The following is a 24,394-nucleotide window of genomic DNA, read 5'->3' as shown; positions in this document are numbered from 1 at the left end:
GCTCATCCGGCGCGAACGGCCGCTGGGAACGCCCGTGGGCGGCCGTTCCCGCCGGATCGGCGGAGTGCTGCCTGCTACGCGCGGGGCGGTCGGTGGGGACGAGTTCACGGGTGGGCGCGGAGGGTGGTAGTCTTTCTCGTCGGTGCTCAGGCATCGTGGTGAGCGCGAGTGGCGGAATAGGCAGACGCGCACGGTTCAGGTCCGTGTGCCCGAAAGGGCGTGGGGGTTCAACTCCCCCCTCGCGCACCAGCAGAAGACGAAGCCCCCGATCGGATGTCCGGTCGGGGGCTTCGTCGTTCGCGGAGCCCGCGCGGTCAGGAGTGGCCGCGGACGCGGTGGACGCGGGCGGTGCGGGGGTACGCGGCGGGGTCGCGCGGGCCCTCCTCCGGGAACTCGAAGAGGTCGATCATGAGCTGCAGGGGGTAGGGGAGCGACTGGGCGACGCGGTGCACGACGGCGCCGTCGACCGAGAGGACGACTCCGTCCTCGGACCAGTCGGCGGAGTAGAGGTGCGGCTCGGCGGTGTCGATCGGCAGGGTGACGTCGACGACGTCGGTGCGCAGCCGGGGGTCGTTCACGGCCTTCACTCCGGTGCGGACGGTCGAGCGGCGCTCGCCGCGGAGGGAACCGAAGAGCTCGGCGACGGTGATCTCGCCGGAGTCGTCGGGGCTCGACTCCTCGGTGCCGACCAGCCAGACCGCGAGCATGCAGGAGGGATCGGGGTTCGCCGAGAGGAGCGCCTCGACGTGCCCGCCGGTGGGGGTCCAGAGGCGGCGGGTCGGCACCTCGGTGCGCACGCGCAGGTCGGGGCGGTGGCGATGTGTGCCGCGGTCGCTGCCGAGCGGACCCGCGAACGACGCGGTCTGCAGGTTCGAGACGCGCATCGCTCCGTCGTCGTCGCGCCACGGCGGCTGGTCGGCGTCGATGCGGAGGAGGAGGCCGCCGTCGTCGAGGGACCAGCGGGCGCGCGAGCGGTCCGGCTCGGTCCACTGCGGGAGGTAGTGGTCGATCCAGCGCTCGTGGTCGAGGCGGCCCTCGTCGAAGCCGTCGGTGAAGGTGGTCATGGCGGTCATCCTTCCGCGACTCTCCACGGCGAGGACGCCCGCGTGGCGCGTCGTGCACGGGACCGGCACCTCGCGGAGGGACAGCGGACACCGGGGGACGGGCGGGCGTTCACCGGGCGGACGCCGGCGGGCGCGATGCTCGGCGGGTGATCCCGCTGCGTGCCGATGTGACTCCGCTCGACGCCCTCGCCCTGCCCGTGCTGCTGCGCCGGCTGCGTGGGCACCGGCACGTCCAGGTGGACGCGCAGCGGTTCCTCGCGATCGTCCCGGGGGTGGGCTCGACCCTGGTCACGGTGGGGCCGGTGCTCGTGCTCGACGTGATGACGGAGCACCGACGGCTGCTGCCGCTCGTGATCGACGCGCTCGAGGCGGAGCTGCGGCGCGACGGATTCGGCGAGCGGGTCGCGCTGCGCTGGAGCACGCCGGACATCGTGCCGGTGCCGTTCCGCTGAGGACGCGACTCCGGTCTCGGGGGAGGGGTCAGCGGCGGGTGAGCTCGACGACGGGGATGACGCGGGTCGTCTTCTTCTCGTAGCCGGCGAAGCCGTCGGAGGCGTCGGTGAAGAGGGTCCAGCCGGCGTCGCGCTCGGCGCCCTCGAGGACGCGGACCCGGACGGGGACCGTTCCGTCGTCGGGAGTCTCGATCACGGTGTCCGGCTCGGCGACGAGGTTGTGGAACCAGGCGGGGTGCTTCGGGGCGCCCGCGGCGGAGGCGGCGAGCAGCCAGACGTCCTCCGAGGGGTGCAGCGCCATCAGGGGCGCGATGCGCTCCTCGCCGGAGCGGGCGCCGACGTGGTGCAGCAGCACGAGCGAGCGGCCGAAGCCGGCGGTCGTCACCGTTCCGCCGTTCGCGCGGAACTCCTCGATGATCGTCTCGTTGAAGTCGGCCACGACGTTCTCCTTCTTCTGCGGCGAGCGGCGCTCACCGGTCTCGGGCGCCGCGATCACCAGCGGGCGTCGACGGCCTCGGTCGCGGCGACCGGGTCCGACTCGGGGGAGCCGCCGCCGACGGCTGCGGGATCCGCGAGCGCCCGCCGCCAGGGTAGCTCCGCGGCGCCCACCAGCTCCAGACGCGATCGGAGCGCCGCGCGCTCGATCCGGACGCCGCGGGCGAGGTCGCTGAGGGCGCGCGCCGACACCCGTGCGGCGAGGCGCTCGCGGTCGACGGTGAGGAGGGAGCCGAGGAAGCCGCCCAGGACGACGGAGGTGGGGTTGAACAGGTTGATGAAGGTGGAGAGGCCCTCGGCCAGGAGGTCGACCTGGCGGGCGACCTCGGCGAGGACGGCGGGGTCGCGGGAGGTGCCGAGCGCGATGTCGAGCTCGTCCTGGTCGAGGACCCGCGCGCCGAGGACGTCGAGGAGGGAGCGCATCCGCACCTCGGCCTCGAGGCAGCCGTGGCGGCCGCAGCCGCAGCGGGTCCCGCCGGCCGCGACGAGGGTGTGGCCGAGCTCGGCGGCGAATCCGGAGGAGCCGCGCAGGGGGAGGCCGTCGATGATCACTCCGCCGCCGATGCCGCTCGCGCCGCCGGTGACGTAGACGACGTCGGCCACGCCGCGCGCGGCTCCGAAGAGCGACTCGCCGATCGCGCCGAGGCTCGCGTCGTTGCCGACCGAGACCGGCAGGGCGAGAGCGCGACCGAGGCGCTTCGCGAGGTCGACGTCGCGCCAGCCCAGATGCGGCGCGATGTGCACGAAGCCGGAGTCGCCGTGCACGAGACCGGGGACCGCGACCCCCGCGCCGACCAGGATGCGGTGCCCCTCCTTCTCGGAGCGGAAGCCCTCGACGATGCCGGAGACGACGCGCACGACGGTGTCGGGGGTGGCGGGAGTGGGGGTGTCGAAGCGGACGCGGCGCAGGAGGTCGCCGTTCATCCCGACGAGGCCGACGATGATCGCGTCGGTGTCGAGGTGCACCCCGACCACGGCGAAGGCGCGACCGGGGACGACGGTGGCGCTCGGGCGGCCGATGCGGCCCGTGGGAGCCGTCGTCTCCTCCTCCACCCAGCCCAGGCCGGACAGCTCGCCGACCAGATTCGCGACGGCGGAGCGGTTCAGGCCGGTGCGCTGACCGAGCTCGGCTCGGCTGAGGGGTCCGGAGCGGTGGACGAGCGTGGCGATCGCGGCGAGATTGTGGCGGCGGAGCAGGGCGTTGCTCGACGCTCCGACTGCTCCAGCCATGGTGATCCGTCTCTCGTCGGTGGCCCGCAGCGCGGTCGGACGACTCGGGCGGGCCCCGTCATAGTAGAGGGCCCGCCCGAGGCGATCCGGGAGCGGCTAGCGGCCGCCCGCCCGCCGCTTGTTGAAGATGTCGAACGCGACGGCGAGCAGCAGCACGAAGCCCTTGATGGCCATCTGCCACGCGGCGTCGACCGACAGGATCGACAGGCCCATGTTGAGCACGCCCATCACGAGGCCGCCGATGACGGCGCCGACGACGGTGCCGACTCCGCCCTGCACGGCCGCTCCTCCGATGAAGACGGCCGCGATCGCGTCGAGCTCGTAGTTCTGCCCGGCGGAGGCGACGGCGCCGCCCGCGCGGGCCGTGCTCACGACGCCCGCGACTCCGGCCAGCACGCCCATGTTCACGAAGATGAAGAAGTTGACCCACTTCGTCTTCACGCCCGACATCATCGCGGCGAAGAGGTTGCCGCCCATCGCGTAGATGTGGCGGCCGAACACGGTGCGGCCGAGGACGAAGCTGTAGGCGAGGATCAGCACGGCGAGCACGATCAGGATGATCGGGGTGCCGCTGTAGCCGGCGAGCAGCCAGGCGAGAGCCATGATCGCGACGACCGCGATGCCGGCCTTGATCCAGAACGACGCGACCGGCTCGCGCGGGAGCTCGAGGCGGCGGAGCGTGGCGCGGGTGCGCAGCTGCTGCACGACGAGGACCGCCGAGACGACGACTCCGAGCAGGAGGGTGAGCGCGTCGCGACCGAGGATGCCGCCGAGGACGCCCGGGAGCCAGCCGGCCCCGATGGCGGTGAAGGCGGTCGGGAGGCCGTTGATCGTGCCGCCCGTGAGCAGCACCAGCGTGAATCCGCGGAAGATCAGCATGCCCGCGAGGGTCACGATGAACGCGGGGATGCCCACGAACGCCACCCAGAAGCCCTGCCAGGCGCCGACCAACGCTCCGGTGAGGAGCGCCACGACGACGGCGACGCCCCAGGGCAGGCCCCAGTTGTTCATCGCGATCGCCGAGATCGCTCCGACCATCGCCACGACCGAGCCGACCGAGAGGTCGATGTGGCCGGCGATGATCACCATCACCATGCCGATCGCGAGGATCAGCACGTAGGCGTTCTGCTGGATCAGGTTGTTCACGTTGCCGGGCAGGAGCAGGCGCCCGCCGGTCAGGAGCTGGAAGAGCAGGATGATGACGCCGAGCGCGGCGAGGATGCCGTACTGACGCAGGTTGACGTTCATCCGGAGCCCGCGCCGCGGCGGCGTGGACGGCGTGTTCGCGGGCGTGCCGCTCGGCGCTGTGGTGGTCGTGGCGCTCATCGGGCCTGGTCCTTCCCTGCGGTCATGAAGTGCATGAGGTGCTCCTGGGTCGCATCGGCGCGGGCGACCTCGCCCGAGATGCGGCCTTCGGAGATGGTGTAGATGCGGTCGGAGAGCCCGATCAGCTCGGGCAGCTCGGACGAGATCACGACGACGGCCTTGCCCTGGGCCGCGAGCTCGTTGATGATGCCGTAGATCTCGTACTTGGCCCCCACGTCGATTCCGCGGGTGGGCTCGTCGAGGATCAGCACGTCGGGACCCGAGAAGATCCACTTCGAGAGGACGACCTTCTGCTGGTTGCCTCCGGAGAGCTTGCCGGTGACGGCCGAGACGCTCGGGGCCTTGATGTTCATCTTCGAGCGGTACGAATCCGCGACCTTGTACTCGCGGTGCTTGTCGATCACTCCGAGACGGGCGAGGCGCGAGAGCGCTGCGGCCGAGACGTTGACGGTGATGTCGCCGATGAGGTTGAGGCCGTAGCGCTTGCGGTCCTCGGTCGCGTAGGCGAGGCCGTTGCGGATCGCCTCGTCGACGGTGCGGGTCTGGATCTCCTTCCCGTCCTTGAAGACGCGGCCGGAGATGCCGGTGCCGTAGCTGCGGCCGAAGATGCTCATCGCGAGCTCGGTGCGGCCCGCGCCCATCAGCCCCGCGAATCCGACGATCTCGCCGGCGCGCACGGTGAAGGAGGCGTTCTCGACGACCACGCGGTCGACGTCGACGGGGTGGTGCACGGTCCAGTTCTCGACGCGCAGCTTCTCGTCGCCGATCTGCGGATCGCGCGGCGGGAACATGCTGTTGAGGTCGCGGCCGACCATCGCGCGGATGATGCGGCTCTCGCTCGCCTGCTCCGCCGTCATGGCGAAGCTCTCGATCGTGCGGCCGTCGCGGATGATCGTGACGGTGTCCGCGATCGCGCGGATCTCCTTCAGCTTGTGGCTGATGATGATGCAGGTGATGCCCTGGCGGCGCAGCTGGTCGATCAGGCCGAGCAGGTGATCGCTGTCCTCGTCGTTCAGCGCCGCGGTGGGCTCGTCGAGGATGAGGAGCTTCACGCGCTTGGCCAGGGCCTTGGCGATCTCGACGAGCTGCTGCTTGCCGACTCCGAGCTCGAGGATCTTGGTCGCGGGGTTCTCGGCGAGGCCGACCCGCGCGAGCAGCGTCGCGGCCTCGGCGTTCGTCGCGTTCCAGTCGATGACTCCGCGCTTGGACTTCTCGTTGCCGAGGAAGATGTTCTCGGCGATGGAGAGGTAGGGGCTGAGGGCGAGCTCCTGGTGGATGATCACGATGCCGTCGGCCTCGCTGTCGTTGATCGAGCGGTACTGGGCCGCCCGGCCCTCGAATTCGATCGCGCCCTCGAAGCTGCCGGTGGGGTACACGCCCGAGAGGACTTTCATCAGCGTCGACTTGCCGGCGCCGTTCTCGCCGCAGATCGCGTGCACTTCGCCGGGCTGCACCGAGAGCGAGACGCCGTCGAGAGCGCGGACGCCGCCGCCGAACTCCTTGACGATGTCGCGCATGATGAGGATGGGACTGGCCAACGGGGCCTCGCTTCGTGGTCGTGGTGGGTGAGGACGGGGTGAGCAGGGACGGGGAGGATCACTCCTCCCCGCCCCCGCCTCGGGATCAGAGCCCGACGTCACCGGCCTTCAGGAAGCCGGAGTCGACGAGGGTCGACTGCACGTCGTCCTTCACCACGACCTGCGGCTCGAGGAGGTAGGAGGGGACGACCTTCTCGCCGTTGTCGTATGTCTCGGTGTCGTTCACCTCGGGCTCCTCGCCCGCGACGATCGACTGCACCATCTGGAAGACGCGGTCGCCGAGGGTGCGGGTGTCCTTCCACACGGTCATGGACTGCTCGTCGGCGAGGATCGCCTTGACGTTCGCCTTGTCGGCGTCCTGACCGGTGATCACCGGGTAGTCGGCGCCCGGCGCGTAGCCGGCCGACTTCAGCGAGGCCTCGATGCCGATCGCGAGGCTGTCGTTGGGGGAGAGCACCACGTCGACCTTCTGGTCGCCCGTGTAGAAGGAGGAGAGGCGGTTGTCCATCTCGGACTGCGCCTTGTCGGAGGCCCAGCCCTGGATGCCGATCGAGGCCCAGTCGTCGTTCGAGGCGGGCGACTTGCCGGAGGGGACGACGAGCTTGCCGCTCTCGACGTAGGGCTGCAGGACGTCCCACGCACCCGAGAAGAAGAACTTGGCGTTGTTGTCGTCGGGGCTGCCGGCGAAGGGCTCGAGGGTGAAGGGACCCGCGGCGTTCGCGAGGTCGAGGGTCTCCTCGATGTACTGGCCCTGGAGCTGGCCGACCTTGTAGTTGTCGAACGTCGCGTAGTAGTCGACGTCGGCGGTGCCGTTGATCAAGCGGTCGTAGGCGATGACGGTCGCGTTCTGCTTCTTCGCCTCGGACAGGACCGGCGCGAGCGCCTCTCCGTCGATGGCCGCGATCACGAGGATCTTGGAGCCGCCGGCGATCTGGTTCTGGATCTGCGAGATCTGCTGGTCGGTCTTGTTGTCGGCGTACTGGAGGTCGACGGTGCAGCCCTCGTCCTCGAGCTGGGACTGGAGTCCCTCGCCGTCGTTGATCCAGCGCTCGAGGCTGCGGGTGGGCATCGAGATGCCGACGGTGCAGTCGCCTTCGGCGCCCTCGCCGCTCGCGGCACCGCCGGAGTTGGCGGGGCTGGCCGAGCAGGCGGCGAGGCCGAGGGTGATGAGGCCGGCGGTGGCCAGCGTCGTGAGTCCACGCGAGAACGTCATGGAGTGCATTCCTCTCTGAAAGCAGTGTCCGAGTGAGAAGGACGGCGCGAGAGCGTGCACGGATGGATGCACGCCGTCGTGTCGTCGCCCGGGAAGGGCGGGGAGCCCCGAGGGGCTTTGTCCACGGAGACAACATATTGCGCGACCCGGCCGCTGTAAAGCGCGCTGACGACCGTTGCCGAACCGTGACCTTCGTGGCGGGACCCCCGCTGTTGCAAGGGGAGACCGCTCTCACGACGTCGGCCGTAGGGGAACCGTGAGCAATCCGGGGCGGGCCGTAGGGAAACCGTGAGGAGCGGATCCGGGGGCCGCTCGCGGGTGTTGCATCGGGATCCGTGCGCTCGATCGAGCGCCGTCCGCCTCCGGATGGAGTCCTCCGTGCTCGACCTCGCCTACCTCCTCGGCGTGCTCGCCCTGTTCCTCGTCATCGGCCTCGCCGCTCGGGGGGTGGAGAAGCTCGGGCCGCCGGTCCGCGCCGCCGACCCCCGTGCGGCCCGCGAGTCGGAGGAGTCGCGGTGATCGTCTTCGACGCGCTCGCCGCGGTCCTCGCGATCGGCGCCGTGGTGTTCCTCCTCGTGGCGCTCGTCCGGCCGGAGCGGTTCTGATGGACACGGTCCTCGCCGTCCTCCAGGTCGCCACCGTCGGCCTCGCTCTCGCGCTCGTGCACCGCCCGCTGGGCGACGGCATGGCGCGCCTCTACTCCTCGAGCCGCGACCTCGCCCTCGAGCGCGGTCTCTACCGGGTGATCGGAGTCGACTCCTCGTCCGAGCAGAGCTGGCGCGCGTACCTGCGCGCCGTGCTCGCGTTCTCGCTGGTCGGCGTGCTGCTGCTCTACGGGATGCAGCGGCTGCAGGTCGTGCTGCCCGGCTCGCTCGGGCTGCCCGCCGTGCCCGAGGGACTCGCCTTCAACACCGCGATCTCGTTCGTCACCAACACGAACTGGCAGTCGTACTCGCCGGAGCTCACCCTCGGCTACGCCGTGCAGCTCGGCGGGCTCGCCGTGCAGAACTTCGTCTCGGCCGCGGTGGGCCTGGCCGTCGCGGTGGCGCTGATCCGCGGGTTCGCGCGGCGCTCCTCCGGCACGCTCGGCAACTTCTGGGTCGATCTGACCCGCGGCGTGCTGCGCCTGCTGCTGCCGCTCTCGGTCGTGGCCGCGATCGTGCTGGTCGCGGGAGGCGTGGTGCAGAACCTCGCGGCTCCGCTCGAGGTGCAGACGCTGACGGGCGGCGCGCAGAGCATCCCGGGCGGCATGGTCGCGTCGCAGGAGGCGATCAAGATGCTGGGGACGAACGGCGGCGGGTACTTCAACGTCAACTCCGCGCATCCGTTCGAGAACCCCTCGGCCTGGACGAATCTGCTTCAGATCGTGCTCATGCTGGCGATCCCGTTCAGCCTGCCGCGCACCTTCGGGCGGATGGTCGGCGACGTGCGGCAGGGCCGCGCGATCCTCGCCGCGATGGCCGTCGTCTTCACCGCGTCGCTGGGCGCGTTCACCGCGCTCGAGCTGGCCGGCGGAGGATCGGCGGCGCAGGCCGCGGGAGCCGCCATGGAGGGCAAGGAGACGCGCTTCGGCATCGCCGGCTCGACGCTCTTCGGCAGCGCCAGCACGCTCACCTCGACCGGTGCGGTGAACTCGATGCACGACTCCGCGACTCCGCTCGGCGGCATGATGCCGATGCTGAACATGATGCTCGGCGAGGTCGCGCCGGGCGGTGTCGGCTCGGGGCTCTACGGGATGCTCGTGCTCGCGATCCTCGCCGTGTTCGTCGGCGGGCTGCTGGTCGGGCGCACCCCGGAGTACCTGGGCAAGAAGCTCGGGCAGCGCGAGATCACGCTCGCGAGCCTGTACATCCTGGTCACCCCGACCCTCGTGCTGGCCGGCACCGCGCTGAGCTTCGCGATCCCCGCGGTGCGCGAGGACGTCGAGAGCACGTCGATCTGGAACCCCGGGCTGCACGGTCTGTCGGAGGTGCTCTACGCCTTCACCTCGGCTGCGAACAACAACGGCTCGGCGTTCGCGGGGCTCACCGCGAACACTCCGTGGCTCAACACGGCTCTCGGAGTCGCGATGCTGCTCGGCCGGTTCCTGCCGATCGTCCTCGTCCTCGCGCTCGCCGGATCGCTCGCCGCGCAGAAGGCGGTGCCCGCGAGCGCGGGCACGCTGCCCACGGCGCGGCCGCAGTTCGTCGGCCTCCTCGTGGGAGTGACGCTCGTCGTCACCGCCCTCACCTACTTCCCCGTACTCGCGCTGGGACCCCTGGCGGAAGGGCTCTGATCATGTCGTCCACTCTCACCGCACCCCCTGTCGAGCCGACTCCGGCTCCCCGCTCGGGGCGCGCAGCCTTCGGGCCGCGCCAGCTGGTCGCCGCCCTGCCGGGCGCCGTCCGGAAGCTCGATCCGCGCTTGATGCGGCACAACCCGGTGATGTTCCTCGTCGAGATCGGCGCGGTGCTGCTCACGGTGCTGGCGATCGCCGAGCCGTTCCTCGGCGGGCCGGAGCCGTCGGGCGGCTCGGTCGTGCCGGTCACGTTCACCGCGGGCATCGCGCTGTGGCTCTGGCTGACCGTGGTCTTCGCGAACCTCGCGGAGTCGGTGGCCGAGGGCCGCGGCAAGGCGCAGGCCGAGAGCCTGCGCAGGACCCGCACCAGCACTCCGGCCCGCCGCGTCGTCGACTACGACCCGGCGGATCCGTCGGCCGCGGCGGCCGAGCTGCGCGAGGTGCCGTCGGCGGAGCTGCAGCTCGGCGACGTGGTCGTGGCGGAGGCCGGCGACCTCGTCCCCGGCGACGGCGACATCGTCTGGGGCATCGCCTCCCTGGACGAATCCGCGATCACGGGGGAGTCGGCTCCGGTCGTCCGCGAGAGCGGGGGAGACCGCAGCGCGGTCACCGGCGGCACTCGGGTGCTCTCGGACCGCATCGTCGTGCGCATCACCTCGAAGCCCGGCGAGACCTTCGTCGACCGCATGATCGGGTTGGTCGAGGGCGCCTCGCGGCAGAAGACGCCGAACGAGATCGCGCTCGACATCCTGCTCGCGAGCCTGTCGATCGTGTTCGTGGTCGTCGTGCTGACCCTGAACCCGATCGCGTCGTACGCGGCGGCCCCGGTCAGCGTGCCGGTGCTCGTGGCGCTGCTGGTCTGCCTCATCCCGACCACCATCGGAGCGCTGCTCTCGGCGATCGGCATCGCCGGCATGGACCGGCTCGTGCAGCGCAACGTGCTCGCGATGTCGGGCCGCGCGGTCGAGGCGGCGGGCGACGTGACGACGCTGCTGCTCGACAAGACCGGCACGATCACCTACGGCAACCGGCGCGCCACCGAGTTCCTGCCGGTGGCGGGAGTGGCGCAGGCCGTACTCGCGGACGCCGCGGCGTCGTCCTCGCTCAGCGACCCGACTCCCGAGGGGCGGTCGATCGTGGACCTGGCGATCGCCTCCGGGTGCACGGTCGCGGATCCCGGGCCGGCGGTGGTCGTGCCGTTCACGGCGCAGACGCGGATGAGCGGACTCGACCTGCCCGACGGCACGGAGATCCGCAAGGGCGCCGCCTCGGCGGTCCGCGCCTGGGTCGAGCAGGAGGGTCCGCTCGCCGCGCCCCTGGCCGCGCAGCTCGCGCAGACGGTCGACGCGGTCTCGGGTAGCGGAGGCACTCCGCTCGTCGTCGCGGTGAAGGACGGCTCCTGTGCCCGCGTGCTGGGTGTCGTGCACCTGAAGGACGTCGTGAAGGACGGCCTCGCCGAGCGCTTCGCGGAGCTCCGCGAGATGGGCATCCGCACCGTGATGATCACGGGTGACAACCCGCTGACGGCGCGCGCGATCGCGGCGGAGGCGGGGGTCGACGACTTCCTCGCCGAGGCGACTCCCGAGGACAAGCTCGCGCTCATCCGGCGCGAGCAGGAGGGCGGCCACCTCGTCGCGATGACCGGGGACGGCACGAACGACGCGCCGGCCCTCGCGCAGGCCGACGTGGGCGTGGCGATGAACACCGGCACGTCGGCGGCGAAGGAGGCCGGCAACATGGTCGACCTCGACTCCGACCCGACGAAGCTCATCGACATCGTGCGGATCGGGAAGCAGCTGCTGATCACCCGCGGGGCGCTGACCACGTTCTCGATCGCGAACGACGTCGCGAAGTACTTCGCGATCATCCCGGCGATGTTCGCCGGCGTCTTCCCGGGGCTCGCGGTGCTCAACGTGATGCAGCTGCACTCGCCGGCCTCAGCGATCCTCTCGGCGATCGTGTTCAACGCCCTGGTGATCGTGGCGCTCATCCCGCTGGCGCTGCGCGGGGTGGCCTACCGGCCGCTCTCGGCGTCGAAGGTGCTCAGCCGCAACCTGCTCGTCTACGGGCTCGGCGGAGTCGTCGCTCCGTTCGTCGGCATCAAGCTCGTCGACCTCGTGGTCGGGACGATCGCCGGGTTCTGACCGACCCGTCCGCGGGACGCCACCGGTGCATGCCTCTTCGGGCATGTCCTGGAATGACGTCCCGCGGGAACCCACCACTGCTCCCGGAAGAAGAGAGACCATGACGCTCCGCACCTACTCCGTCGCCCTGCGCGCGATGATCGCGATGACCGCGGTCCTCGGGCTCGCCTATCCGCTCGTCGTCCTCGGCGTCGGGCAGCTCGCCCTGCCCGCCCAGGCGAACGGCTCGCTCGTGTCCGCCGACGGGCGGGTCGTCGGCTCGTCGCTGCTCGGCCAGTCCTTCACCGACGCCGACGGCGCCCCGCTGCCGGAGTGGTTCCAGTCGCGGCCGTCCGCGGCCGGCTACGACGCGGGTGCCTCCAGCGGCAGCAACCTCGGCCCCGAGAACGCCGAGCTCGTCGCCTCGATCCAGGAGCGGCGCGCCGCGATCGCCGCGGTCGAGGGCGTCGACCCGGCCGAGGTGCCGGCCGACGCGCTGACCGCCTCCGCCTCGGGCCTGGACCCCGACATCAGCCCGGAGTACGCCCTGCTGCAGGCGGACCGCGTCGCCCGGGCCCGCGGACTCGCTGTGGAGGACGTCCGCGCGCTCGTCGAGAGCTCGGTGCAGCCGCGCGGGCTCGGGTACCTCGGCGAGGAGACCGTGGACGTGCTCGAGCTGAACCTCGCGCTGGCCGGGCTGTGACGGCCCGGCTCCACGCCCGGCTCCGACCCCCGGCTCGTAGAATCGCGAGCGGCCCGCCTCCCGCGCGCCGGTCCTGCGAGCCGAGGGTGAGGCCAGGAGCATGACGAAGGGCCGCCTGCGCGTGCTGCTGGGTGCGGCGCCCGGAGTGGGCAAGACCTACACGATGCTCGAGGAGGGCCGCCGACTCGCCGACGAGGGCCGCGACGTCGTGGTCGCCGTGGTCGAGACGCACGGCCGCTCGGCCACCGCCGCGGTTCTCGAGGGCCTCGAGGTCGTGCCGCGCCGCCGGGTCGAGCACCGCGGAGTCGCGCTCGAGGAGATGGACCTGGACGCGGTGCTCGCCCGCCGCCCCGACATCGCCCTGGTCGACGAGCTCGCGCACACGAACGCCCCCGGTTCGCGCCACGACAAGCGCTGGGCGGACGTGCGGACGCTGCTCGACGCCGGCATCACCGTCTTCTCGACGGTCAACATCCAGCACATCGAGTCGCTCAACGACGTGGTGCACGCGATCACCGGGGCGCCGCAGCGCGAGACGATCCCGGATGCGGTGCTGCGCGCCGCCGACCAGATCGAGGTCGTCGACCTCGCCCCGCAGGCCCTGCGCGACCGCCTCGCGGACGGCCGCGTCTACCCTCCCGAGCGCATCGACGCGGCGCTCTCGAACTACTTCCGCCTCGGCAATCTCACCGCGCTGCGCGAGCTCGCCCTGCTCTGGCTGGCCGACGAGGTCGACAGCGCGCTCCGCGACTACCGCGTCGAGCAGGGCATCGACAGCACGTGGGAGGCGCGCGAGCGCGTCGTCGTGACGCTCACCGGAGGGCCGGAGGGCGAGACCCTGCTGCGGCGCGGGGCGCGGATCGCGGCGCGCTCCTCCGGAGGCGACCTGCTCGCGGTGCACATCGTGTCGCCCGACGGGCTGCGGTCGCCGCGCCCCGATCTGCTCGAGGCGCAGCGCGCGCTGGTCGAGTCGCTCGGCGGCAGCTACCACCAGGTCGTCGGCGAGGACGTGCCGCGCGCGCTGGTCGAGTTCGCCCGCTCGGTCAACGCGACCCAGCTCGTGCTGGGCGTCAGCCGCCGCAGCCGGCTCGCCGCGGCCCTGACCCCGGGCATCGGCGCCACCGTCATCCGCGAGTCCGGCAACATCGACGTCCACATCGTCAGCCACTCGGCGGCGGGGCGGAGCGCGCTGCTGCCCCGGCGCGCGGGGGCGCTGACCCTGCGGCGCCGGCTGGCGGGCATGGGCCTCGCCCTCGTCGGCGGGCCGCTGCTCACCTGGCTGCTGTCGATGCTCCGGAACGACGAGTCGATCACGAGCGACGTGCTCTCGTACCAGCTGCTCGTGGTGCTCGTGGCGCTGATCGGAGGGATCTGGCCGGCGCTGTTCGCGGCCGTGCTCTCGGGGCTCACCCTCGATTTCTTCTTCGTCGATCCGCTCTACACGATCACGGTCGACGAGCCGCTGCACGCGCTCGCCCTCGCGCTCTACGTGGTGAACGCGGTGCTGGTCAGCTCTGTGGTCGACCGGGCGGCGCGGCGCTCGCGGGCGGCGGAGCGGTCGGGGGCCGAGGCCGAGCTGCTCGCGACGATCGCGGGCGGGGTGATCCGTGGGCAGGGGGCCGTGCAGGCGATCCTCGAGCGCGCGCGCGAGGCGTTCGGGCTCACCGGCGTGCGGCTCGTGCGCGACGGAGTCGTCGTGGCCGTCGACGGAGAGCCGCAGGAGGATCCGGTGACCGTGCCGGTCGGGCCCGCCGCCGTGCTCGAGCTGCACGGCCGCGAGCTGGAAGCGGGCGAGCGGCGGCTGCTGCAGGTGATCGCGGCGCAGCTCGACTCCGTCCTCGAGAACGCGGCGCTGACCGAGACGGCGAGCGAGCTCGCTCCGCTGGCCGAGACCGACCGGGTGCGCAGCGCCCTGCTCTCAGCGGTGAGCCACGACCTGCGCCGCCCGCTCGCCGCGGCGACCGCCGCGGTCAGCGGGCTGCGCTCGCCCGACATCGCGTGGAGCGATCGCGACCGGCAGGAGCTGCTCGCCACCGCCGACGAGAGCCTGACCGTGCTGGCCGCGCTCGTCACCGACCTGCTCGACGTCACCCGGCTGGAGGCGGGGGCGCTCGCCGTGGCGCTCGCTCCGCTGGACGCGGCCGACGTGGTGCTGCCGGCGCTGGACGAGCTCGGACTCGGACCCGGCGAGGTCGACCTCGACCTCGATCTCGACGGGCCCGCGATGCTCGCCGACGCGGGGCTGCTGCAGCGGGTCGTCGTGAACCTCCTGGCCAACGCCGCCCGCTATGCGCCTCCCGGAACCCGGGTGCGGATCGCGACGAGCGCGTTCGGCGGCTCCGGGCAGATCCGCATCGTCGACCACGGACCGGGCGTCGCGCCCGAGCGCCGGGAGCAGATCTTCGTGCCGTTCCAGCGCCTCGGCGACGACGACAATCTGACGGGGCTCGGCCTGGGACTCGCCCTCTCGAAGGGGTTCACCGAGGGCATGGGCGGCACACTCGAGACCGAGGACACGCCGGGAGGCGGACTGACCATGGTGGTGACGCTGCCGCTGGCGTCGACCGCGACCGAGGGGGACGAGTGAAGATCCTGATCGCCGACGACGACCCGCAGATCCTGCGGGCGCTGCGCATCACGCTCACGGCGCGCGGCTACGAGGTCGTGACCGCGGGCGACGGCACGGAGGCGGTCAACCGGGCCGTGGACGAGCATCCGGACCTCTACATGCTCGACCTGGGCATGCCGCGGCTCGACGGCGTCGAGGTGATCCACGCGCTGCGCGGCTGGACGAGCGCGCCGATCCTCGTGGTGTCGGGGCGGACGGGCGCGGCCGACAAGGTCGACGCGCTGGACGCCGGAGCCGACGACTACGTCACGAAGCCGTTCTCGATGGACGAGGTGCTCGCGCGCATCCGGGCCCTCTCGCGGCGCGTGCAGCCGGCCGACGGCGAGCCGCTCGTGGTCATCGGCGAGGTGACGATCGACCTGGTCGCCAAGAGCGCGACGCGGGCGGGGGCCTCGGTGCGGCTCACGCCGACGGAGTGGCAGGTGCTGGAGATCCTGGTGCGGAACGCGGGCAGACTGGTCACGCGCCGCTCGCTGCTCGACGAGATCTGGGGTCCGACCCACGTCACCGACACCGGCTACCTGCGTCTCTACCTGGCGCAGCTGCGCAAGAAGCTCGAGCCCGACCCGTCGCATCCGCGGTACCTGCTGACGGAGGCGGGGATGGGCTACCGGTTCGTGCCGGGGGCGTGAGGGAATGCGGGGTCTCCGAGGACGTCGCTTCCTGGCTGCGGCCCGGAGCTTGCTGATCGAGTAGCCCGCGCAGCGGGCGTATCGAGATCCACCTTCTCCCGGGGACGGGGGGCGGACGACCGGGCTGTTGGAACCAGTGGGTCTCGATACGCCCCTGCGGGGCTACTCGACCAGCAAGGCCTGCCCGGAGTTCGCGGGCTCGCCCTCTGCACGGGCTGCTCGATCAGTGAACGACGAGTGCGGGCGGAGGAGAATGGAGGGACCCCAGCGAAGGAGACCACCGTGGATCAGCCGCGCATGAACGTCGAGTCGTTCAACCTCGACCACCGCACCGTCGCCGCGCCGTACGTGCGGCTCGCCGACGCCAAGACCCTGCCGGGCGGCAGCCGCATCGTGAAGTACGACGTGCGGTTCACCCAGCCCAACCGCGCCCACCTCGAGATGCCGACCGTGCACTCGCTCGAGCACCTGTTCGCCGAGAAGTCGCGGAACCACTCCGACCGCGTGGTCGACTTCTCGCCGATGGGCTGCCAGACCGGCTTCTACCTGATCCTCGCGGGCGAGCCCGAGCTGCCCGAGGTGCTCTCGCTCGTCGAGGACACCCTCCGCGACATCACCGAGGCCGACGAGGTGCCCGCCGCGAACGAGACGCAGTGCGGTTGGGGCGCGAACCACTCGCTCGAGGGCGCGCAGGAGGCGGCGCGCACGTTCCTCGCGCAGCGCGACGAGTGGGAGACGGTGACCGCGTGAGCGACGCGATCGTCCTGGTGGCGATGGACGAGGAGGCGGAGCCGTTCCTCGCGAAGGCCGAGCGCGCCTCCGAGCCGCGGACGGTCGGCAACTCCCTGCAGTGGGATCTCGAGATCGACGGCGGATCGGTGCTGCTGGTGCGCACCGGCGTGGGCCTCGTGAACGCGGCCGGCGGGCTGACGGCGGCGATCCTCCGGGATCCGTCGCCGCTGGTCGTCAGCGCAGGGTCGGCGGGCGGTCTCGGGGCGGATGTGCGGGTCGGCGACGTGGTCGTCGGCGACGAGTACGTGCAGACGGACGCCGACGCGCGGGCCTTCGGCTACGCGCTCGGGCAGGTGCCCGGCATGCCGGCGCGCTACTCCGGGCACGCCCCCGCCCTGACGGCCGAGCTGGTCGCGGAGGTGCCGAACGGCGCGGTGCCGGTGCGCCGCGGGCTGATCGTGTCGGGCGACGTGTTCGTCTCGGGCGACCACGTCGAGCGGGTGCTCGGGGCGTTCCCGGCGGCGCTGGCGACCGACATGGAGTCGGTGTCGCTCGCGCAGACGGCGCACGTGCACGGAGTGCCGTTCGTGTCGGTGCGCGGGATCTCGGACCTGTGCGCGCCGGGGCAGTTCGAGGCGCACGTGGACGACGCGGCGGATCGCTCGGCGGTCGTCGTGCTGGCGCTGCTGCGGGCGCTGCGCGCGAGCTGATCGGGCGCCGTTCACTAGACGGCACGTTCCGGGGTCTGCGCGAGCTGCAGGCCCCGATTCGCGCCCACTCGCGCTCGCCGTCGGGGCCCAGTCGACGCGGAACGGGGCCCGCGCCGTGCGCAGGGCCCCGTTCGCGCCGAGTCGTCGGAGCGGCTACTCGTCGCCGATGCGCTGGTCGGCCGCCTTCTCGGCGCCGTCGATCTGCCCGTCGAACGTGCCGCCCGAGGCCTTGCCGGCCGCGTCGCCGGCCTTGTCGAGGCCCTGATCGGTCAGCTTCTCGCCCTTGTCGCTGTTCGCGAAGTCCTTCGCCTTGTCGCCGAGTCCACCGAGGTCCATGGTCGTTCCTTCCGTCGAAGAGCGCCCACCGGTCGGCGGGGCCGGTGCCAGTCTGCGCTCGCCCGGCGGGCGTGACCCAGGGGTTGCCCCGGCCCCGCCTCCGGGTGCACCCTCAGCGCCGAGGGCGCAGCGCGCGCGGAGCCGCCGCGACCGCCGCCGCGACGACGACCGACACCGCCAGCATCGCCGGGCGCACGCCCAGCGGCACCGCCAGAGCACCGATCGCGGGCGGCCCCGCGATGTTCGCGACCGACGACAGCGACGTGACCGCCGCGACGCGCGAGGGCCCGTCGATCGGATCCGCCGCGGCCGCTGCGATGCCGATCGGCACCGCCAGAGCCGACCCGGCTCCCCAGAGCGCGAGCCCCACCAGCGCCAGAACGAACCCCGGAGCGAGCACGAACAGCGCGATCCCGGCGACCGCCGCCGCGCACGACAGCGTCAGCACCCGCACCCGTCCGAGCCGGTCGATCAGCGGCCCGCCGGTCAGCCGCAGCACGGTCTGCGCCACCAGGAACACGGTGATGCCGAGGGACGCGTCGGCCTCGGTCACTCCGAACGCGTCGACCACGGCGACCGCCGACCAGTTGGTGGCCGTCCCCTCCGACAGCGCTGCCGCGAACACGATCAGCCCGAGCAGCAGCACCTGCGGATGCGTCCACACGCCGAGTCCGAAGCGGCGGCTCCCGCGCGGCACCACCGGCACGGGTCCGCTCTGCACGAGCGCCGCGGCGCGGGCGGCGAGGGCCGAGCGGCGCTCCCGGGCGAGCGAGGCGGCGAGCGGAGCGACGTGGCGGCCGATGCTCCACCGCACGACGACCGCCGCCACGGCCAGGGCGAGGAACTGCGCGGCGGGCGACACTCCGGCGGCCGAGGACGCCCCTCCGAGCAGCGCGCCCAGCGCCGATCCGATCGAGTAGCCCGCGTGGAACTGCGGCAGGATCGTGCGCCCCACCCGGCGTTCGCTGCCGGCGGCGAGGATCGACTGCGGCACGTTGGTCAGCGCGAACGCCACTCCGTGCACCGCGTTGCCGACGAGCAGCAGCGGCACCTGCCCGAGCAGCAGTGCGACGGCGAGCAGGAGGTACGCGGCGGCGAAGACGAGCGTGGCCAGGCGGTAGGTGGGCAGCGCGCCGAGGCGGGCCACGAGGCGTCCGGCGACGGGCACGGTGAGCAGGGTGCCGATCGCGCCGGCGGTGAGCAGGACGCCCAGCCCCGCCGCATCGAGGTCGACCGCCGCACGGATGCCCGGCAGCCGCGCGGTCCAGCTCGCGAGCGCGAATCCGTTGAACGCGTAGGCCAGGGCGACTCCGCGGCGGCCGGGTTCGAGGAGCCCGGCCCCTCTCACGGGGCGGGGTGGTGGCGCTCGTCGGGGGCGGCGCCGGCGAGCACGAGCGCTCCGTCGACGGGAGGCGCGTCGAGCACCTCGAGGCGCACGCCGGGAGCGACCTCGGCCAGGGCGAGCCGCAGCTCGTGCTGCAGGCGCGGCTGGTTGGTGATCACTCCGCCGGCCGCGACCACGCAGTCGCCGAGAGCGCCTCGGGCCAGGAGCGACGCGACGTTCCCCGCGAGCCGGCGCGCCGCCTCCGTGATCACGTGCAGAGCCACGGCCGAGCCGCGGTCGGCGTGCGCGAAGACGAGCGGAGCGTGCCCGCCCCACTCCGTCAGGCCCGCGCGCTCGGTCACGGCGAGGGCGAGCTCGGTCAGATCCGGCACTCCGTAGGCGTTCTGCAGCGCCCCGACGAGGGAGTCGTCGCCGAGCTCGTCGCGGTCGGCCCGCACCAGCGCCTCGCGCACGCTCTCGCGCAGCAGGGCGGGGGCGCTGCCGAAGTCGCTGAGCAGCCAGCCGTAGCCGTCGGCGGTGATCGTCGCTCCCGTCGCGGTGCGCCCGACGACCACGGCACCGGTCCCGACGATCATCTGCAGGCACTCGCCGACCCGGGCCGCGTGGCCCAGCAGCTCGGCGTCGTTGACGACGCGGACCGGCACGGCGAGCAGCCGCTCGAGCGTGCGCGCGGCGAGGGCGACCTGCGCGGGGGTGTCGCAGCCGTGCATCCCCGCGGCGAGGGTCGTGCGCTCGTCGAGGCGCACGAGCGAGCGGATCAGGTCGGCCAGGCGGGCCAGATTGCCGGAGTCCGAGAAGAGGGCTCCCGTGCGCCAGCTCGACGAGGGGAGGACGTGGTCGAGGCGCGCGCCGTCGTCGCCGATCGCGGCGACGTGGGTCTTGGTGCCGCCGACGTCGATCCCGATGCGCAGGGCGAGCGGGGTCGCCGTGCGGACGACGGCCAGGGGGAGTTCATCGAGCAAGGTAGGTGGAACCTCTCACGTGTCGGGCGATCAGCTCGCCCACGCCGACGAGGGCGGCGTCGGGGCCGAGCGACCCCGCCAGGAGCCTCGGGGGGAACGGGATGCGGCCGACCAGCCGCTTCGAGATCTGCTCGATCGCGAACTCGGGGGCGCGGGTGAGGTGCCCGGCGAGCACGATCACCTCGGGGTCGAGGATCGTCGCCAGGGCGCCGCACGAGAACGCGAGCAGGTCGAAGAGCTCGTCGGCGGCCGCCGAGACGGCCGGGTCGCCGGCCGCGGCGGAGTCGATCAGCCGCGCCACGGCGGCGGGTCCGGAGTCGCTGCGCTCGCCGATCGCGGCGATGCGGGTCTCGAGGTCGCCCTGCTCGGTGAAGTAGCGGCGCAGGGCGGAGGAGTCGGCGAAGAGGAAGCCGATCTCGCCGGCTCCCGAGCGGGCCCCGTGGTAGATCGCGCCGTCGTTCACGACTCCGGCGCCGACTCCGACGCCCAGCACGTACGAGGCCGCGCTCTGCGTGCCGACCGCGGCTCCCTGCGACCACTCGCCGTAGGCGATGGCGTTGGCGTCGTTCTCGACGAGGGTCGGGATGCCCGTGCGGGTCTCGATGATCGCTCCGAGCGGGATCTCGCGCCAGCCGAGCTCGACCGTGTTCATCACGCGGCCCTCGTGCACGATGCCGGGCACCGACACTCCGATGCCCGTGCAGAGGCGGCCCTGCTGCGCCGCGGCCGCCACGAGCGCCTCGACCAGCGCGAGGGTGCCCTCGAGGCGCACGGTCGCGGCGGAGGAGGCGGGGCCCGTCTCGAACTCGATCCGCTCCTCCGCGACGCTCGCGCCGTCGAAGTCGACGAGCCGGCCGCGGACCGCCGTCTCGGACACCTCGATCGCCGCGACGGCGCGCGAGGACCCGGCGTAGCGCAGGAGGTAGGAGGGGCGGCCGCCGGAGGAGCGCTCGAGCCCGTCGACCGCGATGAGGTTCTCGGAGAGCAGGGCGGCCGAGAGGCGCTCGACGGTGGCCGAGCTCAGCCCGGTGCGCTGCACGATCTGCTTGCGCGAGAGCGGACCGTGCTCGAGCAGCGCGTCGAGGATCGCCGTGCGGTTGATCTCGGTGACCACGCGGGTGGTCGCGATGCGGGGCTGGGGCGTCGTCATCGTCGCCTCTCCTCTCGTCGCATCAGCGGAGCTCCGGCTCGGAGTTCTCCATCAGTGCGAGATATAACCACAGCATCGCACGGCTCGGCAATCCCGCAGAAGCTCCCGGCGCGGAGGAGGCAGCGCGGTCGTTTCCGGCGTGTTACGGCCTGTTTCCGGGCCGTATCAATACCGCGCAGCGCACGTTTTCGCGTTGACTCGTTCTTTATCGCACTGATAAGAAAGTCCCCACCGAGTCGCACCTGGGCTCGCCCCTCCGCACGTGCCCTCTCCTCCCCTTCACCGAAAGGCGACCTTCGTGAAAGCTCGCTCCGCGATCGCAGTCGGCCTCGCCGCCGCCACGCTCACCGCCCTGGTGGGCTGTGCCGGAACCGGCGGTTCCAGCACCCCCGACAAGCTCCAGTTCATCCTCTCGGGCGACGCCTCCCAGGGCGGCGGCTACCAGGCCATGGCCGACAAGTACGAGGAGGAGACGGGGATCGAGGTCGAGATCGTCGACATCCCCTACGACGACCTCGTGACCAAGCTGCGCAACGGCGCCCAGGCGGGCGACCTGCCGGCCCTCGCCCGCGCCTCCGCTCTCGACCCGATCTGGAGCAGCGAGCTGCTCGACCTCTCGAGCGTCGCCGAGAAGACCGACATCGTGCCCGAGCTGCTCGTGCAGGACGCGAACGACGACGACAAGGTGAAGGCGCTGCCGAGCGACCTGACCGCCGTCGGCATGTACCTCAACACCAGCCTCTTCGAGCAGGCCGGCGTCCCGCTGCCCGGCCCCGACGAGGTCTGGACCTGGGACCAGTACGTCGCGACCATCAAGGACGTGCAGGCCAAGGCCGGCGCGAAGTACGGCATGGTGATGGACTCGTCCGCGCACCGCCTCCGCTCCTTCCTCTACGAGTTCGGCTCGAAGGGCGTCGAGCGCCAGGAGGACGGCTCGTTCGAGATGAACGAGGCCTCGCGCACGGGCCTCGAGTACTTCAAGTCGCTCAACGACGACTCGTTCATGCCGCGCTCGGTCTGGCTGTCGGGCGACGACCCCAGCGCGCTGTTCAAGAGCGGCCAGGTCGTGGCGTACTACTCGGGCGTCTGGCAGATCACCGACTTCTCGCAGAACATCACCGCCTTCGACTGGGCCTCGGTGCGCACCCCCGCGCAGCCGGTCCAGGCGACCAACCTCGGCACCAACTGGATCGTCGCCTTCGACGGCACCGGAGTCGAGGAGCAGACGCAGGACTTCATCGACTGGATGTACCAGCCCGAGAACTACGCGGAGCTGTCGGCGATCTCGGGCTTCCTGCCCGCGACCACCGGCCTCGAGGTCGCGTACCCCGAGAACGCCGAGGCGTTCGACGTCTACAACCAGGAGATCGCGGCGTCCGACCCGATCGCGGCCGTGCAGAGCGCGAGCGCGCTCGAGGACGGCTACAACGACAAGATCCTCGTGAACGAGCCCCTGAAGTCCGAGGTCGTCCGCTATCTCGCCGACGAGCAGGACCTCGACACCACGATCGAGAACATCATCTCGGTCACCGAGGACCAGATCGGCGACTGACGATCGACGGCGCGCGGGGCTTCGGCCCCGCTCGCCCGATCGTCCGCCGGAAGGAGACGAGAGCGTTGACCAGTCCCATCCTCGACCGCGAGGTCCCCGCGGTCGCCACGGCCGTGCCGTCGGCCGCCGCGACCCCGCCCCGCCCGCGGCGCACCCGCCGGCGCAGCCAGGCGAGCTACCGGCTCGCCCCGGTGCTCTTCACCGCCGTCGTCGTCGTGCTCTTCGCGCTCTTCTTCCTCTGGCCCGGGGCGCTGGGGGTCTTCTACTCCTTCACCGACTACCGCGGAGTCGGCTCGCCCGATCTCATCGGCATCGGCAACTACCAGGAGCTGCTCGCCGATCCCGACTTCTGGGCGTCGCTGGGCCGCACGACCCTGTACACGCTGCTCTCGGTGCCGCTGGGCTACGTGCTGTCGCTCGGCCTCGCGAGCCTGCTCGTCAACGCGAACGCCCGCGGCTCCGTCCCGGCGAAGATCATCTTCTTCATCCCGTGGCTCGTCTCTCCGATCGTCACCGGCGTGATCTGGCGCTGGATGTTCGGCGAGAACTTTGGATTCATCAACTTCGTCATCGAGGCGGCCGGCGGCTCCGCGGTGCCGTGGTCCTCGAACGGCGACCTCTCGCTGGCGGTCGTCGTCTTCGCCTCCGCGTGGGGAGGAGCGGCCTTCAACATGCTGCTCTTCATCGCCGCGATCAAGAACGTGCCGAGCAGCTACTACGAGGCCGCCGCGCTCGACGGGGCCAACCCGTGGCAGCGCTTCGTGCACATCACCCTGCCGGGCATCGCCCCCACGAGCTTCCTCGTGATCCTGCTCTCCACCATCAACTCGATGAAGGAGTTCGCGATGATCCAGGCGCTGAACGAGGGCGGACCGGGCACCCAGAACCGCCTGATCGTCCAGTACATCTACGAGACCGGCTTCGAGCGGGCCGAGGTCGGCTACGCCAGCGCCGCCTCGATGGTGCTGATGGTCCTCCTGCTCGCGATCGCCCTCGTGCAGCTCGGCTTCGAACGACGGAAGAAGGACGCCTCATGAGCACCGGCCTGGCGACTCCCGAGACCACCGCGCTCGTGCTGAAGGGGGTGCGGAAGCGGCGCCGCTCCGGCGGCTTCGCGCGCAGCGTCCTCCCCACGTCGATCCTGTGGCTGCTCGCCGCGATCTTCCTCTTCCCCGTGCTGTGGCTGCTGCTCTCGTCCTTCAAGCCGGGCGGCGAGCTCTTCACCTACCCGCTGTCCTTCCTGCCCGAGCAGTGGACGCTCGACGGCTACGTCCGCGCCTGGGAGCGCGTCGACTTCGCGCGCTACTTCGGCAACACGCTGATCGTCGCCGTGGTGACGACCGTGCTGACCGTGCTCTTCAGCGCCATGACCGGCTACGCCCTCGCGAAGTACCGGGCGAAGTGGCTCTCGCTGCTGTTCGTCGCGATCCTCGCCACGACGATGCTGCCGACCGAGGTGATCCTGAACCCCACCTTCACGGTGATCCGCGACCTGGGGCTCTACAACTCGCTGCCGGGCATCATCATCCCGTCGGTGATCACGGCGACGGGCATCTTCATGTTCCGCCAGTTCTTCCTCACCGTGCCCGACGAGCTGATCGACGCGGCGCGGATGGACGGCGCGAACGAGTTCTCGATCTTCTTCCGGATCATGCTGCCGATCGCCCGGCCGATCGTGCTGACTCTCGCGATCTTCTCGTTCCAGTGGCGCTGGAACGACTACATCTGGCCGCTGCTCGTGCTCAACGACCCGTCGAAGTACACGCTGCAGGTGGCGCTGCGGAGCCTGGTCGGCGCCGAGAACATCGAGTGGACCGTGCTGCTGCCCGCCTCGGTGATCTCGATGATCCCGCTCGTGCTGATCTTCTTCGTGTTCCAGAAGTACGTGATCGGCGCCGACGTCAACGCCGGCCTGAAGGACTGA

The 24,394-nt window shown here is 71.7% G+C and carries 23 protein-coding genes and 1 tRNA gene; 14 read left to right on the top strand and 10 right to left on the bottom strand.

Annotation, left to right across the window (positions count from 1 at the left end):
* Positions 1-162: 162 nt before the first annotated feature.
* Positions 163-249, top strand: a tRNA-Leu gene (locus tag ASF46_RS17540).
* A gap of 65 nt (positions 250-314) precedes the next feature.
* On the opposite strand, the gene ASF46_RS17535 is transcribed toward ASF46_RS17540, so the two are convergent.
* Complete coding sequence (locus ASF46_RS17535) at positions 315-1,064, bottom strand: glycoside hydrolase family 16 protein (protein ID WP_056868822.1); 750 nt, start codon at positions 1,062-1,064, stop codon at positions 315-317.
* Between the two features lie 146 nt (positions 1,065-1,210).
* Here ASF46_RS17535 and ASF46_RS17530 point away from each other — a divergent pair, with 146 nt between their 5' ends.
* Positions 1,211-1,516 carry a hypothetical protein gene (locus ASF46_RS17530; protein WP_055793987.1) on the top strand — a complete coding sequence of 102 codons (306 nt, stop codon included), beginning with the start codon at positions 1,211-1,213 and terminating at the stop codon, positions 1,514-1,516.
* 28 nt (positions 1,517-1,544) lie between these two features.
* Here ASF46_RS17530 and ASF46_RS17525 read toward each other — a convergent pair whose 3' ends face one another.
* From ASF46_RS17525 to chvE, 5 genes are all read right to left on the bottom strand, one after another.
* The gene (locus ASF46_RS17525; RefSeq protein ID WP_200919760.1) at positions 1,545-2,012 is read right to left on the bottom strand and encodes a nitroreductase/quinone reductase family protein; all 468 of its coding nucleotides are present in this window, start codon (positions 2,010-2,012) and stop codon (positions 1,545-1,547) included.
* Positions 2,009-3,241, bottom strand: coding sequence for an ROK family transcriptional regulator (locus tag ASF46_RS17520; protein WP_056868821.1), 1,233 nt, complete (start codon positions 3,239-3,241; stop codon positions 2,009-2,011). Before ASF46_RS17520 ends, ASF46_RS17525 begins: the two co-directional genes overlap by 4 nt.
* Before the next feature lie 96 nt (positions 3,242-3,337).
* Positions 3,338-4,567: a multiple monosaccharide ABC transporter permease gene (gene mmsB, locus ASF46_RS17515; RefSeq protein ID WP_056868820.1), complete on the bottom strand. Its 1,230-nt coding sequence runs from the start codon at positions 4,565-4,567 to the stop codon at positions 3,338-3,340.
* Positions 4,564-6,084, bottom strand: coding sequence for a multiple monosaccharide ABC transporter ATP-binding protein (mmsA, locus tag ASF46_RS17510; protein ID WP_056868819.1), 1,521 nt, complete (start codon positions 6,082-6,084; stop codon positions 4,564-4,566). Before mmsA ends, mmsB begins: the two co-directional genes overlap by 4 nt.
* A 106-nt stretch (positions 6,085-6,190) precedes the next feature.
* Positions 6,191-7,318, bottom strand: a complete 1,128-nt coding sequence (chvE, locus tag ASF46_RS17505; RefSeq protein ID WP_372488181.1) for a multiple monosaccharide ABC transporter substrate-binding protein — start codon at positions 7,316-7,318, stop codon at positions 6,191-6,193.
* A 378-nt stretch (positions 7,319-7,696) separates the two neighbouring features.
* Between chvE and ASF46_RS19490 the strand changes: the two genes are divergently transcribed.
* The 9 genes from ASF46_RS19490 (at position 7,697) to mtnN (ending at position 17,125) form a co-directional block, all read left to right on the top strand.
* Positions 7,697-7,837, top strand: a complete 141-nt coding sequence (locus tag ASF46_RS19490; protein ID WP_162240194.1) for a hypothetical protein — start codon at positions 7,697-7,699, stop codon at positions 7,835-7,837.
* A complete protein-coding gene (locus ASF46_RS17500) occupies positions 7,834-7,923 on the top strand; it encodes a potassium-transporting ATPase subunit F (protein WP_055794001.1) in 90 nt (29 codons plus the stop codon). The genes ASF46_RS19490 and ASF46_RS17500 overlap by 4 nt, the downstream gene beginning before the upstream one ends.
* Positions 7,923-9,593 carry a potassium-transporting ATPase subunit KdpA gene (gene kdpA, locus ASF46_RS17495; protein WP_056868818.1) on the top strand — a complete coding sequence of 557 codons (1,671 nt, stop codon included), beginning with the start codon at positions 7,923-7,925 and terminating at the stop codon, positions 9,591-9,593. The genes ASF46_RS17500 and kdpA overlap by 1 nt, the downstream gene beginning before the upstream one ends.
* Positions 9,594-9,595: 2 nt before the next feature.
* Positions 9,596-11,740, top strand: a complete 2,145-nt coding sequence (gene kdpB / locus ASF46_RS17490; protein WP_056868817.1) for a potassium-transporting ATPase subunit KdpB — start codon at positions 9,596-9,598, stop codon at positions 11,738-11,740.
* 100 nt (positions 11,741-11,840) lie between these two features.
* Entirely contained in the window at positions 11,841-12,422 is a 582-nt protein-coding gene (gene kdpC / locus ASF46_RS17485) for a potassium-transporting ATPase subunit KdpC (protein WP_056868816.1), read from the top strand.
* 100 nt (positions 12,423-12,522) lie between these two features.
* Positions 12,523-15,009 (top strand): DUF4118 domain-containing protein, encoded by a 2,487-nt coding sequence (locus tag ASF46_RS17480; RefSeq protein WP_056868815.1) that lies wholly within the window; start codon positions 12,523-12,525, stop codon positions 15,007-15,009.
* A complete protein-coding gene (locus tag ASF46_RS17475; RefSeq protein WP_055794006.1) occupies positions 15,006-15,683 on the top strand; it encodes a response regulator in 678 nt (225 codons plus the stop codon). The genes ASF46_RS17480 and ASF46_RS17475 overlap by 4 nt, the downstream gene beginning before the upstream one ends.
* Positions 15,684-15,980: 297 nt before the next feature.
* Positions 15,981-16,433, top strand: coding sequence for an S-ribosylhomocysteine lyase (locus tag ASF46_RS17470; RefSeq protein ID WP_056869014.1), 453 nt, complete (start codon positions 15,981-15,983; stop codon positions 16,431-16,433).
* Complete coding sequence (mtnN, locus tag ASF46_RS17465) at positions 16,430-17,125, top strand: 5'-methylthioadenosine/S-adenosylhomocysteine nucleosidase (RefSeq protein ID WP_235577010.1); 696 nt, start codon at positions 16,430-16,432, stop codon at positions 17,123-17,125. Before ASF46_RS17470 ends, mtnN begins: the two co-directional genes overlap by 4 nt.
* 153 nt (positions 17,126-17,278) lie before the next feature.
* Here the strand turns inward: mtnN and ASF46_RS17460 are convergent, their stop codons facing one another.
* From ASF46_RS17460 to ASF46_RS17445, 4 genes are all read right to left on the bottom strand, one after another.
* Positions 17,279-17,461: an antitoxin gene (locus tag ASF46_RS17460; protein WP_056868814.1), complete on the bottom strand. Its 183-nt coding sequence runs from the start codon at positions 17,459-17,461 to the stop codon at positions 17,279-17,281.
* A gap of 112 nt (positions 17,462-17,573) precedes the next feature.
* Positions 17,574-18,809: an MFS transporter gene (locus ASF46_RS17455; protein WP_056868813.1), complete on the bottom strand. Its 1,236-nt coding sequence runs from the start codon at positions 18,807-18,809 to the stop codon at positions 17,574-17,576.
* A complete protein-coding gene (locus ASF46_RS17450) occupies positions 18,806-19,768 on the bottom strand; it encodes a hypothetical protein (protein WP_056868812.1) in 963 nt (320 codons plus the stop codon). Before ASF46_RS17450 ends, ASF46_RS17455 begins: the two co-directional genes overlap by 4 nt.
* On the bottom strand, positions 19,758-20,918 hold the full coding sequence (locus tag ASF46_RS17445) for an ROK family transcriptional regulator (protein WP_056868811.1): 1,161 nt from the start codon (positions 20,916-20,918) through the stop codon (positions 19,758-19,760). The genes ASF46_RS17450 and ASF46_RS17445 overlap by 11 nt, the downstream gene beginning before the upstream one ends.
* Before the next feature lie 298 nt (positions 20,919-21,216).
* Between ASF46_RS17445 and ASF46_RS17440 the strand changes: the two genes are divergently transcribed.
* The 3 genes from ASF46_RS17440 (at position 21,217) to ASF46_RS17430 (ending at position 24,394) form a co-directional block, all read left to right on the top strand.
* Positions 21,217-22,470: an ABC transporter substrate-binding protein gene (locus ASF46_RS17440; RefSeq protein WP_055794011.1), complete on the top strand. Its 1,254-nt coding sequence runs from the start codon at positions 21,217-21,219 to the stop codon at positions 22,468-22,470.
* Positions 22,471-22,535: 65 nt separating this feature from the next.
* A complete protein-coding gene (locus ASF46_RS17435; RefSeq protein WP_235577009.1) occupies positions 22,536-23,507 on the top strand; it encodes a carbohydrate ABC transporter permease in 972 nt (323 codons plus the stop codon).
* The gene (locus ASF46_RS17430; RefSeq protein WP_056868810.1) at positions 23,504-24,394 is read left to right on the top strand and encodes a carbohydrate ABC transporter permease; all 891 of its coding nucleotides are present in this window, start codon (positions 23,504-23,506) and stop codon (positions 24,392-24,394) included. The genes ASF46_RS17435 and ASF46_RS17430 overlap by 4 nt, the downstream gene beginning before the upstream one ends.

The organism is Rathayibacter sp. Leaf296 (assembly GCF_001423045.1).
Taxonomy (GTDB): Bacteria; Actinomycetota; Actinomycetes; order Actinomycetales; family Microbacteriaceae; genus Rathayibacter; species Rathayibacter caricis.
Note: the sequence above shows the minus strand (reverse complement) of the source record. Positions and strands in the feature narration are given on the sequence as shown.